This window comes from Fibrobacter sp. UWB2 (assembly GCF_002210425.1).
GTDB lineage: Bacteria > Fibrobacterota > Fibrobacteria > Fibrobacterales > Fibrobacteraceae > Fibrobacter > Fibrobacter elongatus.
Genome location: NZ_MWQK01000001.1, coordinates 748,518 through 761,349 on the forward strand (window position 1 = coordinate 748,518; position 12,832 = coordinate 761,349).

Genomic DNA, 12,832 nt, shown 5'->3' on the forward strand with positions numbered 1-12,832 from the left:
AAGTGTTTGATTAAATGGCTTCCGGAATGTGCCGGAAGCCTATTTTTTATGTCTATTTTTCCGCGGTTCCCTTGCAAAATTTATCGAGGCTTCCTAAATTTTATGGCATGAAGATGAATTCTGCAATCCGTTTCAACCGTTGGTGGTGGGGCTCTACGAAATAGAGTCCGTTTTGCTGATTTCATCAAGTGTTTGTAAAAGGCTTTCGGACTCACCGAAGGCCTTTATTTTTTGCCTTGAATTTTAAACCTAAACCCAGAACCTACTATGATTACTTCTAATAACGGTTTCTTTGACAAGTTCGGCGGCAAGTACGTTGCCGAAATCATCCGCCGCCCGCTCGACGACCTCGAAGCGGCATTCAACAAGTACATCCACGATCCGGAATTTCTCGAAGAGCTCCGCATCATCCAGCGCGACTATATTGGCCGCGAAACTCCGCTGTACTTTGCCCCGACGGCAACCAAGCTCTTGGGCGGTGCGCAGATTTACATCAAGCTCGAAGGTCTCGCCAACACAGGCGCCCACAAGATCAACAACGCTATCGGTCAGTGCCTTTTGGCCAAGAAGATGGGCAAGACCCGCATCATCGCCGAAACGGGTGCCGGTCAGCACGGCCTCGCCACTGCAGCCGCTTGCGCAAAGCTCGGCCTCGAATGCGTCGTGTACATGGGTGAAGTCGACGTCCGTCGTCAGCAGCCGAACGTAGCAACGATGGAAATGTACGGCGCAAAGGTTGTGCCGGTCACGAGCGGTAGCCGCACGCTCAAGGATGCCGTAAACGAAGCCATGCGCGACTGGGCAACAAACTTCCAGAACACGCACTATGTGCTCGGATCCGCACTCGGCCCAGCCCCGTTCCCGGATATCGTTCGCACGTTCCAGTCCATCATCGGTGAAGAAGTCAAGCGCCAAGCCGCCGAACGCAACATCGACATCGCAGCCGTTGTCGCTTGCGTGGGTGGCGGTAGCAACTCCATCGGCGTGTTCACGCCGTTTATCGAAGACAAGAATGTACGATTGATCGGTGCAGAAGCTGGTGGCGTTGGCCCGAACGTCGGCGAAAACGCAGCCCGCATGACGGGTAACGCCAGCCGCGAAGGCATTGTGCAGGGTTACAAGAGCCGCTTCCTCATTGACGAAGACGGTCAATCCATGCCAACGCGCTCCATTTCGGCAGGTCTCGACTACATGGGCATTGGCCCGCAGCTCGCTGCCCTAGGTGAATCTGGCCGCGTGGAATTCACGGCTATTCTCGACAAGGAAGCTCTTGAAGCCGTCAAGTTCTTTGCCCGTAACGAAGGCATTTTGTTCGCACTCGAAAGCGCACACGCCGGTGCAGCAGCCATGAAGATTGCGAAGGAACTCCCGAAAGACAAGGCGCTCGTCATCAACATGAGTGGCCGCGGTGACAAGGACATCTTCATCACAAGCCCGGTGTTCCGCCCCGAAAAGTGGAAGGAATTCCTCAAGGCCGAACTTGTTCGCCTCGAAAACAACGAAGACATCCACGACGCCGAAATTATGACAAGGAAGTAATCACCATGAATTTAATGTCTCATCTTATTGCGGGTTTTCCTGACGCTGAAACTTCTATCGCCATCGCCGACGCACTTGTGAAGGGTGGCGCCAACATTCTTGAAATCCAGCTTGCCTTCAGCGACCCGAGCGCAGACGGTCCCGCCATCCAGACGGCATCCACCATCGCTCTTGAAAAAGGCTATTCCACTAAGCAGGGTCTCGCCATCGTGAAGCAGATTCACGAACGCCACCCCGAAACGCCGATCTACATCATGACTTACGGCTCCCTCGCCTTTACTCCGGGCGTCGAAAACTTCGTCAAGATGTGCAAGGACGCAGGTGTTTCTGCTTGCATCATTCCGGACCTTCCGTTCGACCACGACGAAGGCCTCACCGAAGCTTGCAAGAAGCACGGTCTCGAAAACATCCCAGTGGCGGCTCCCTCCATGACTAAGGAACGCCTTGAAACAATGGCTTCAGCCAGTTTCAAGTACATCTACGCCGCACTCCGCGCAGGTACCACCGGAAGCGAAACAACGATTGACCAGGCAACGCTTGACTTTATCGACACAGTCGGTAAGCATGGCGCCAAGGTTCTCGGCGGTTTCGGTATCCGCAACGGAGAACAGTCCAAGGTGCTTTCGAAGCATGTGTACGCTGTGGTCGCAGGTTCCGTGTTCGTGAACATCGTGCTCGCCAACGCAGACACCACCGAAGGCCGCGCAAAGGCCATCGCCGCCATCGAAGCCAAAGCGAAGGAAATCGCCGGGAAGTAACCTGCGCGCATTTTCGTGTACATTCCGCGAGCATCCTGGAATGCGCTTTTTTAGCATTTCACAAAAGAGGTCTTTACGGCCTCTTTTTTCGTACAAACTTTTTTCACAATTCGCAACTTATTTCACTATTTGTAAGGGGGCGTTGCGGGGGTGTCCCCCGCAGTGGGGGTAGTGTAAGCCAAGGCTGAAACGAAGGGGATCCCTCCCCCCTTTTTATCCTAAAATTTCTATCTTTTCGCTCGAAAAATTCATGAGGTAACTATGCTTTTTAATTTCGACATGATCCAGGCCACATACGCCCGCATTCCTGCACGCGTCGCTGTTGCCCGCAAGCAGCTTGGCCGCCCGCTCACTCTCGCCGAGAAGATTCTCTACAGCCACCTGATCGATGGCGCAGAAAACAGAACCTACAAGCGCGGCGCTGATTTTGCCGAATTCCACCCGGACCGCGTTGCCATGCAAGACGCAACCGCCCAGATGGCCCTCCTCCAGTTCACGACTGCTGGCAAGTCCCGCGTGGCTGTGCCGAGCTCTGTGCACTGCGACCACTTGATTATCGCTCGTGAAGGTGTCGAAAAGGACCTTCCGCGCGCCAAGGAAGAAAGCAAGGAAGTGTACGATTTCTTGCAGTCCGTCTCTGCCAAGTACGGCATTGACTGCTGGCTCCCGGGTGCAGGCATCATCCACCAGGTGGTGCTCGAAAACTACGCCTTCCCAGGCGGAATGATGATCGGTACCGACTCCCACACCGTGAACGCAGGCGGTCTCGGCATGCTCGCGATTGGTGTGGGCGGTGCAGACGCTGTGGACGCCATGGTCGGCCTCCCCTGGGAACTCAAGTACCCGAAGATGATCGGTGTGAAGCTCACCGGCAAACTCCAGGGCTTTGCAACCGCAAAGGACATCATCCTCAAGCTCGCAGGCATCCTCACTGTTAAGGGTGGCACGAACGCTATTATCGAATACTTTGGCGAAGGCGCACGCAGCCTCTCCGCAACAGGCAAGGCAACCATTGCCAACATGGGTGCCGAAGTGGGCGCTACCTGCTCCACCTTCAGCTACGACGATTCCATGAGCCGCTACCTCCGCGCTACTGGCCGTGCCGACGTCGCTGACGCCGCCGACAAGATTGCCGCCGACCTCAAGGCCGACCCGGAAGTTGAAGCCGAACCGGAAAAGTACTTCGACCGCGTTGTGGAAATCGACCTCAACACGCTCATCCCGCATTACAACGGCCCGTTCAGCCCGGACCGTGCTTTCGCAGTGACCGACATGGCAGAATCCCTCAAGGCTACCGAAACGAAGCCGGAATCTACGCCGGTCGTGAGTGCCGCCCTCATCGGTTCTTGCACGAACTCCAGCTACGAAGACCTTTACATGGCCGCCAACATGATCAAGCAGGCTCTCGCCAAGGGTCTCACCCCGAAGTGCCCGCTCCTCATCAACCCGGGTTCCGAACAAGTTCGCTACACTGCTGAACGCGACGGCCTCATCGATTTGTTCAAGCAGTTCGGTGCAACGATTATGACAAACGCCTGCGGTCCTTGCATTGGCCGCTGGGACCGCGCCGGTGCCGACAAGAAGGAACTCAACACCATCGTCCACAGCTTTAACCGCAACTTCGCAAAGCGCGCTGACGGCAACCCGAATACGCACGCCTTCGTTGCCTCCCCGCTCATGGCTGTAATCGCCGCCCTCTCTGGCGACATCCGCTTCAACCCGATGACCGACACCCTCGTCAATAACGAAGGCAAGGCCGTGAAGCTCGATCCGCCGGAACAGTGCGAACTCCCGCCGAAGGGCTTCGACGTGAAGGACGCGGGCTACCAGGCTCCGGCTGCCGATGGTTCCAACATCACCGTTTCCATCAACCCGACCAGCAAGCGCCTCCAGGCTCTCGCCCCGTTCGCCGCCTGGGACGGCAAGGACATCGTGGGCGCCCCGCTCCTCATCAAGGCCAAGGGCAAGTGCACCACCGACCACATTTCTATGGCAGGTCCGTGGCTCAACTACCGCGGTCACCTCGAAAACATTTCGAACAACATGCTCATTGGCGCCGTGAACGCCTTCAACGGCGAAACGAACAAGGTTCTCTGCCAGTGCGGTGAATACAAGGAAGTCCCCGAACTTGCCAAGATTTACAAGGCCAAGGGCACGGGCTCCATCGTGATTGGTGACGAAAACTATGGTGAAGGAAGTAGCCGCGAACACGCCGCCATGGAACCGCGTTTCCTCGGCGTGAAGGCCGTGATTGTGAAGAGCTTCGCCCGCATCCACGAAACGAACCTCAAGAAGCAGGGCATGCTCGCCCTCACCTTCAAGAATGCCGCCGACTACGACAAGATCCAGGAACAGGACGTGTTCGACATCGTCGGCCTCACCAAGTTCGCTCCAGGTTCCGAGTTCACGCTCGTCGCCCATCACAAGGATGGCTCGGTCGATAACATCGCCTTAAGCCACACCTACAACGAACAGCAGTGGGCATGGTTCAAGGCCGGCTCCGCCCTCAACTTGATCCGCGCGAACAACAAGTAACCGCACGACATTGTCATTCCGGCCTCAGTGCCGGAATCGCCTTTAACGCAAAACGCAGACTCCTCAGAGCCTGCGTTTTTTCATTTTCTATTCTGCGTTAGTCACGTCTGAAACAGTGATAATGTACTTATTCGAACCGACGTACATTGCCCTCGCTCGAACAAACTTAATCTGTCCATTCTCAAGCTTAAGCCGTTTTCCATACGTCTCGCCAAAGGCACTCTGACGATTTGCCATATCCAAGAATTCCTCAGGTGAACAAAGCGGAATCTGGAACAGCCTGCAAAGCACATCCATAGAATCCGAAATCAACCGTTGGACATACATGGGCTTGCCATCTACGCTTGAAAGCGTGAGCATTTTATCTGTATTTCCATCAATGTAGATAATCTGATCATACAGGTTCAAGACAACGGCGTCCGTCAATTCCTTGTAGGCTTCAACATCCGTATCATTTTCGTTCTGTAATTTTAGAATGATATCACCAGAATCAGGATCGGCCATCATATCAAATGTTGACTTGATAGAGAACCAGCCGTTCTTGAAGTTGTAATTTAAGTTCAGCGGAGGAACCGGACGCTTATTTACATAAGCCAGAATCAGCTTTTCACGAGTGTAATTAGCCGTTTTCTGGACATTCACGCTATCTTTCGACATCAGACTCGACAGGTAGTTGTAATGAGCATCGTAAGTGTACTTGCCATTCATTTCTTCTGGAATATAGCTAATGCCTTCCATTCTGATAACCGGAGAATTTTTCGTAAGGTTCCAGAACAAGAACGCCTTGTATCCCGGCTCATACGACTTGGTATGGGTCGCCTCACCAGACGCCATGAACAACTTGAAAGCGTTCTTTCGGCCAAAGTAATTCTTTAATGCCATATCGTCTTCAGAGACGAATACAGACAAAATTCGTCCATACGGCGTATCCCTAAAGAAACGTCCTACGTGGTAAATTCGCTTGACTGTACCTTTCTTAGTCTTGATGCGATAGGTCGTCTGCGTCGGCAAAGCGCTACCACTGCGGAACAACGTTTCAAGTTTTTCGTCTACCGTAGCATAATCTTCAGGAAGCACGGCACCTTCAAGCTTATTACCCGCCAGACAGCGGAAATCATCAACACTGTCGCAGTCAAAAATTTCAAGCGCACGGCCATTCACGTAAAGAATGTCACCGGTCATAGCCTCCAGAAGAATCACGCCACCAGGAACGTATTCCATATAGTTTAGAGCAAGCTGGTGGAGCAACTCCGTATTCTTGATGGCTCCGTCAATTTTGGACTTGACTTGTTCCTCGTTGCTGATAGGCGTCAAGATAAACTGATAAGCCCCTAAACGGACGCCTTCCTTCGCAAGTTCCATGTTATCCGACATCACGACAAAAGGAATCTGGAATTCACGCTTTTCCCCTCTGAACTTCTGGATGATCTTAAAGCCATCAATTTTAGGGAGGGCCGCATCGATTAACGCTATCGAAATCTTACTACCATATTCCAGCAAAATATTCAAGACCTGTTCACCATCTTCGGCAAACAACAGATTGTAATCAGACCTTAAAATACCTTCAAGAATGGACCTGTTCGGCAAATTGACCGTCGCAAGCAAAATAGTCTTTGCTTCTACTGGGAACTTTACGACATTTTGAGAACCAGACGAACTGTCTTCAGCGCTCACATGAGTATTGCGTAACGACATGTCGTAAATACGGACGCCATTGATATCGGCAATCAACCGACCCGTCAAAAAAACGTAGGTTCCGTGAGTGGCGTAAGTCACCTGCTGAGGCGCCCTGTATGCCGCCTGCTGTATTTCACGGAGTTTGTTGTAAACCGGGTTTTTCGGGTCGTTGCAAGCATCCTCGGCGTCCTTGAAACCGCTAAAGCCAAGGCTTTGGAGCTGTTCTTCGTACTGCTTATTTACAAACAGGAACTTGAACATACCATTTTCAAACGACATGACCGCTTTAGGCGTATCCACCAAATAATCTAGGCTACCGAGCCTAGAATAGACGAGACGCGATTTCGGGTCTTCAATATGCATCCCCATAGTCGCCATGTGTCTAAGCGTCTCTTTTAAAGGCATGGGTTTTCCGTAATAATAGCCCTGGACCTTTTCGCAACCAATGCCCTTCAAGAACTCCATTTGCTCCTTGGTCTCGACACCTTCGGCAAGAGTCTTAAGCCCAAGGTTTTTCGCCATACGGACCGTCGAACGGATAATGGTGCGCGAGGCCTCGTTGAAATTCGAGAGGAACACCATATCAATCTTGAGTTCATCGAACTTATAGTCCTTAAGCGTATTGAGCGAAGAATAGCCGCTACCAAAATCGTCCATCCAGACTTCGTAACCGGCCAAACGGAATCTTTGAATTTCGTTTCGGACATACGAATCCGAAGCCATAATGCTTTCCGTAATTTCAACGCGAATGTAATCGCGATCAATCTTGTACTTGTCTAGCGCCCGTTCGACAACTTCAAAAATATCACAGCCGATAAAGTCCAGACGCGACAAGTTGAAAGAGACCGGGACCACGGGGTTTCCGTCATCCATCTCCTCACGCATTTCTTTACAGACTATGTTGATGACATGGCTATCGAGCTTGTGGATTTGGCGGGACTCTTCAAGCGCACCAATAAAAACGGCCGGATTTAAAAATCCGTATTGCGGATCCACCCAGCGGGCAAGCGCTTCCATACCGCAGAACGTTTCCGTAATCGTGCGGACAACAGGCTGGTAGTAAACCTTGATGTAGCCATTTTTAATGGCCTCGTCAATGTGGTTTACAACGTAGTTCTGCAAGACAAGCGCCTTACGCAAATCTTCATCGTAATAGCGGACAAAATTATCGCCAGAAAGTTTTTGGACCTTGCATGCAATCTTTGCCTTTTCGCAGGCATCGAGCATCGTTTCAAATTCTTCAATCTTGCAAATGCCAACATTGACGTCCATCGAGATTTTCGAAACCACGCCCTTGACATACTTACGGACTTCGTTCAGCCTGTCTTCAATATTTCTGACATCGGTAACGACGGTGAAATGGTCATTGGACTGGCGGCAAATCAAGTTATTCGGGAAAAGCTTTTTGAGTTTTGCGGCAAAGTGGAGCAAAAATTCATTGCCCCTATCATAGCCGTTTGCATTGTTGTAAAGCTTCATCCCGACAATGTCAAAGAAGATAACCGCAGGCGTCCCACCCGCAATCCTGATATCGTCGGCATAGCTTTCACCACGCATGCGGCAATATTCCATATTCGGAAGCGCGGTCAACGGGTCAAAATAGCGGTCCGTCCTTTCGCTTACTCGGTGGAAAATAGCATCCTTGCCATGCCACTTGATCAGGGAAGCCTTTAAAATCAAATCTCCGCCCGTACGGGAATTCGGAACAAGGACTTCACCTTTTTCAAGGACCTCGTCAAGAGTAATGAGCTGGACTTCATTAGGGTCAAAGAAATATTCTTCAAATGTAATGCCGGAATCAAAAGCTTTTACAGGCGTCCAGACCTTATCTACAGACGCACTGAGCATGTAGATTTCGTGAGTCTTGGCATCGACAATGACAAAAGGCTCTACGGTGTCATTGTTCAAAAATTCGATAAGGCTTGTATCAAATTCCTGGCGGCAATCCTTACATTCTTTAAAGGCCTTGGTGACATCGTCATAAACGACAACCGTATATTCGGTTCCGTCTTCCAAAAAATGATGGTAGCCTAAAGCATGAATTGTACGATATTCACTCTTGCCATACAACTTTTGACGATAGATAACTTCGTAACGTCCGTCCTTGTTTTTTGCAAATTCCTTGGCCTTAGTCGCCACAAAAACAATATCTTCACGATGGACGTCCCGATACATATCCGTATCCAGGAACTTCAACAAGTCTTCACGAGTCGCACTAGGCGAAAGCCAGCGGACAAGTCCTTCAGAAACAAGAATAGTCTGAATACGCCCACCAATTAATTGATAGACCGCAAGCGGAACCTCGGAACTTTCCAATTCCTTCCGCATCCCCTCAGGAAATTTATAAACATCTCGTACCGACATAGCCACACGCCTCCGTTAAAAGGAACCGGAAAAAATCCGATTCCATAACGAACCCATCACACCTTCCTCTAGAAATAAAGATATTTTCTACTCAATAAAATAATTTAATATTTTCAAAATCGTAAGAATTTTGACGTATTTTCGTAATATATTTTGGTAGAAAGTGTGATTTTTTTCACTTAAAGCGTGTTTCTAGGCGAAAACCTTGCTCCCCGCTTCGACAGCGTCGGCGATACTCAGGCCCACATAGTCCTGGGCACTGAACCAGCGTCCACTCTTCTTGTCGTCGAGGAGCACGCTCACGAGAGCACCCGGGACAACCGTTTCCGGAGCATTCGGGGCATTCGGACCGCCAAGGTCCGTACGGAGCCAACCCGGATCCATCACGTTCATCATCACATCAGAGCCATTCAACTTACAGGCGAAGTCCTTCACAAACTTGGTAAGGGCAGCCTTGGCGCAAGCGTAAGCGGCAAGTTCCGGTTCGTTAGCGATACCGCTCGTCGTAAGCTGCATGCGGCCAAAACCGCGCTGGATCATGCCCGGCAAAAAGTGGTAGGCAATCTTTATCGGGGCAAAGAAGTTTACCGCCATCGCCTGGCGGAAGTCATCCATCGTATTGGTCGTAAAATCAGAAAAATAATGGCTCATGAGGCCCGCGTTGTTAAACACGAGGTCCACCTGGACGCCAAAGGAATCAATTTCAGCGAGAGCGGCCTCAATTTCGGCCTCGTTCTCGAGGTTACAGCCCACAGCTTTCACCTGCACGCCATACGGAGCAAGTTCGTTAATCACCTTTTCGGCATGGCTCTTGTCACGCCCCTGCAAGATAAGGTTTGCACCGAGTTTCGCCATTTCGATAGCGATGAGGCGTCCGACACCACGGCATCCGCCAGTCACCAAGCACCATTTTCCTTTTACGTCAATCATTCCTGACCCCTTTGCGCAACGCGCGATTAATTTCAACTCCTGTCCGAAAAATAATCAATCTTTTTTAGAATAAAGACAAAAGAACGAAAAGTTTCTGTATACAGACGTAAAGACCTGACACCATTTGTCATCTTTTTTTAAGAAAATAAAAAGGATATCAAAGTTTTTACACCATTTTGCAAACTATAGGATGCACTAACTTTTTCGAATTTTTCATAAAATTTGGTCCCATGTATTACGAGCCCCTTCTTCTCCACGAAGCCGTAAGACTTCTCCTAATCTCCATCCGGCAAAAACGCCGCCACACACAGCATTCGCTATCTCTCGAATCAGGGATTTCCCGGCAATTCATTTCGCAAATGGAATGCGGAATGAAGCTTCCCTCTATCGTCACCCTTTCACAACTATCGCTAGCTCTCAAAACCAACATGAGTACACTCGTAGTAGAGCTAGACCGCATTTACCAGCACCTGTTCCGGCAAAGACAGGCAAGACAGGACGACAATACAGAGGATTATTCCGCACGGAACGCCGCCGATACACGCACCCCAAGCCTTGAATACATCCGCAGGGCAAGGGGGTTAGACAAGCCATAGCCCTTAACAAAAAGCTTAAAATTTTCTATCTTTTATAGCTATGGAATGGCAGCGCAATATAAAAACTTTGACAACCGACGAGCTCAAAGCTTGGCTTCGGGATGTTGACGAAAAGCCCTACCGCGCCGACCAGATTCAAAAATGGCTATTCTGCCAGCAGGTGCGTTCTTACGACGAGATGGTGAACATCTCCCCTGCTCTCCGCGAAAAAATGGCAAAACAGTTCACGCTTTGCGGCCTCAAGGAGGCTCAGCGTTCTGTTTCTGTCGATGGAACGGTCAAGTGGCTTTTTGAAACCGAAGACGGTCACCATATCGAAACCGTGATGATCCCCGCAAACGGTCGCTATTCCGTTTGCGTCTCGACCCAGGTCGGCTGCGCCATGAACTGCGCATTCTGCCGTACCGCCAAGATGGGATTCACGCGTAACCTCGAAGCAGGCGAAATTCTCGAAGAAATCATCAACGTCAACTGGTACCTGAAGGACAACGGCTTCATGAACGAAGAAGGCGGAGTCGCCCAGGTGACGAACATTATCTTCATGGGCATGGGCGAACCGCTCAACAACCTCGAGAACGTCCACCGCGTCTGCTGCACGCTGCATAACCAGAAACTTTTCAACATGGGCGCAAAGCGCATGACCGTGAGCACTTCGGGTGTTGTCCCGAAGATCAAGGAGCTCGTGGACAGGAACACGCCCTGCTGCCTCGCCGTGAGCCTCAACAGCACGAACAACGAATACCGTTCGTCCGTGATGCCGGTGAACAAGACCTGGCCCATCGAAAAACTTTTGGATGCGGTTGACGAATACATCCGCCGCACCGATAATTATGTGACGTTCGAGTTCGTGCTCATCCAGAACATCACCTGCACGCCCAAGGCGGCAAAGGAACTCATCCGCATCTGCGCCCCGCGCCGCGTGAAGGTGAACGCCATCGTGCTTAACGACGGCGACGACCCGACGCTCCATGCCCCCACCCCCGAAGAGGTGGAAGATTTCCTCGCCACCGTGCGAGCTGCTGAAATTCAAATAACGATCCGTAATCCGCGCGGCAGGGACATCCTTGCAGCGTGTGGACAATTAGCGTACAAAAAGGAAGGTAAAGAATGTTAACGCAAAACCTCCCGGAATTCTGGGACAATCTCTATGCCGAAGGCAAGGACTACTGGAATTTCAAGAAGGCGACTCCGGCCCTGCTTGAATTTTTCAAGCACCCCTCCTGCCCCGCAACCGGCTCTGTGCTGATTCCCGGCGCCGGGTTCGGCTACGATGCCGAGGCATGGGCTTTGCGTGGACACGAAGTTTTGGCTGTCGACTTTGCTCCGACCGCAGTCGATGAACTGGACCACTTGAGCCGCAAGCACAAGAACCTGCGCTCCCTCGACCTCGACTTGTTCACCCTTTCTCCGAAGGATGCCAAGCGCGGTGGCCAGCAGTTCGACATCATCTATGATTACGGTGCATTCTCGGCAATCCACCCGGGCCGCCGCGACGAATTCTTCGAAGTCTGCTACAAGATGATGAAGGACGACGGCGTGTTCATCTGCCTCATGTACCCGCTCATGAACGGCAAGACCATGCAGGGCCCTCCGCACTGCATGAGCGAAGGCGAACTCATGGCTCGCCTGGACGGCGTGTTCGACATCGTCGAACGCATCAAGCCCACGAATAGCATTCCGGGCCGCGAAGGCAAGGAAGAATTCTGGCTCATGAAGAAGTGCCTGTAATTTTGACGAGAGAACGCCCGCAGCTATTTTTGCTGTCATGCCCGTCAACATTTTAGATGTCACCCCGGCCTCCGTGCCGGGGTCTCTTTTTTCTAGACTTAGTGCTTGTAAAAAAAGCGCGATAGACTCCACAGGCGACCCATTTTTTTGTATTTTTAGCCCAGTTTTTTATAAGGATTTCATTATGGCTAACGATTTATGCCCGTGCGGTTCTGGCAAGGCCTACTGCGACTGCTGCGAACCGATTATTAAGAAGACCACTCTCGCCCCGTCCCCGGAAGCCCTCATGCGCTCCCGCTACACCGCTTACGCCAAGCACGAAATTGCATGGCTCAAGGATTCCCTCGAAGCCACCCAGCGTGACGACTTTGACGAACCGAGCGTAGAAGCTTGGAGCCGCGATTCCGAATGGCTCGGCATCGAAATCAAGCAGACCAAGACCGAAGAAGACAAGAACATCGGCTGGGTCGAATTTGTCGCTCGTTTCAAGCAGGGCAACATCACCCGCAACCACCACGAACTTGGTGAATTCCACAAGGTCGGCGGTGCATGGTACTTCTACGATGGTCGTGCCGTGAAGCAGGAAACTGTCCGCCACGAAGGTCCGGTTGTCGGCCGTAACGACCCGTGCCCGTGCGGTTCTGGCAAGAAGTACAAGAAGTGCTGCGGCGCGAATAAGTAATTCGCGACTTCGTCGCAGTTGGC

At 51.4% G+C, this 12,832-nt stretch carries 9 protein-coding genes; 7 read left to right on the top strand and 2 right to left on the bottom strand.

Features of this window, described 5'->3' with window-relative positions; all coding sequences use genetic code 11:
• Positions 1-267 precede the first annotated feature (267 nt).
• The 3 genes from trpB to B7982_RS03220 all read left to right on the top strand — a co-directional run bounded on the left by trpB (position 268) and on the right by B7982_RS03220 (position 4,832).
• A complete protein-coding gene (gene trpB, locus B7982_RS03210; RefSeq protein WP_088659506.1) occupies positions 268-1,539 on the top strand; it encodes a tryptophan synthase subunit beta in 1,272 nt (423 codons plus the stop codon).
• A gap of 5 nt (positions 1,540-1,544) precedes the next feature.
• Positions 1,545-2,297: a tryptophan synthase subunit alpha gene (gene trpA, locus B7982_RS03215; RefSeq protein ID WP_088659507.1), complete on the top strand. Its 753-nt coding sequence runs from the start codon at positions 1,545-1,547 to the stop codon at positions 2,295-2,297.
• A gap of 261 nt (positions 2,298-2,558) precedes the next feature.
• The gene (locus B7982_RS03220; RefSeq protein ID WP_088659508.1) at positions 2,559-4,832 is read left to right on the top strand and encodes an aconitate hydratase; all 2,274 of its coding nucleotides are present in this window, start codon (positions 2,559-2,561) and stop codon (positions 4,830-4,832) included.
• Positions 4,833-4,919: 87 nt separating this feature from the next.
• Here B7982_RS03220 and B7982_RS03225 read toward each other — a convergent pair whose 3' ends face one another.
• Entirely contained in the window at positions 4,920-8,837 is a 3,918-nt protein-coding gene (locus B7982_RS03225) for an EAL domain-containing protein (protein WP_233138337.1), read from the bottom strand.
• A 228-nt stretch (positions 8,838-9,065) separates the two neighbouring features.
• Positions 9,066-9,803, bottom strand: a complete 738-nt coding sequence (locus B7982_RS03230; RefSeq protein WP_088659510.1) for an SDR family oxidoreductase — start codon at positions 9,801-9,803, stop codon at positions 9,066-9,068.
• A 230-nt stretch (positions 9,804-10,033) separates the two neighbouring features.
• Between B7982_RS03230 and B7982_RS03235 the strand changes: the two genes are divergently transcribed.
• The 4 genes from B7982_RS03235 to B7982_RS03250 all read left to right on the top strand — a co-directional run bounded on the left by B7982_RS03235 (position 10,034) and on the right by B7982_RS03250 (position 12,809).
• Positions 10,034-10,399, top strand: a complete 366-nt coding sequence (locus tag B7982_RS03235; protein ID WP_088659556.1) for a helix-turn-helix domain-containing protein — start codon at positions 10,034-10,036, stop codon at positions 10,397-10,399.
• A gap of 40 nt (positions 10,400-10,439) precedes the next feature.
• On the top strand, positions 10,440-11,513 hold the full coding sequence (gene rlmN / locus B7982_RS03240; protein WP_088659511.1) for a 23S rRNA (adenine(2503)-C(2))-methyltransferase RlmN: 1,074 nt from the start codon (positions 10,440-10,442) through the stop codon (positions 11,511-11,513).
• On the top strand, positions 11,507-12,127 hold the full coding sequence (locus B7982_RS03245) for a methyltransferase (RefSeq protein ID WP_088659512.1): 621 nt from the start codon (positions 11,507-11,509) through the stop codon (positions 12,125-12,127). Before rlmN ends, B7982_RS03245 begins: the two co-directional genes overlap by 7 nt.
• A gap of 184 nt (positions 12,128-12,311) precedes the next feature.
• On the top strand, positions 12,312-12,809 hold the full coding sequence (locus tag B7982_RS03250; protein WP_088659513.1) for a YchJ family protein: 498 nt from the start codon (positions 12,312-12,314) through the stop codon (positions 12,807-12,809).
• The last annotated feature ends 23 nt before the right edge of the window (positions 12,810-12,832 follow it).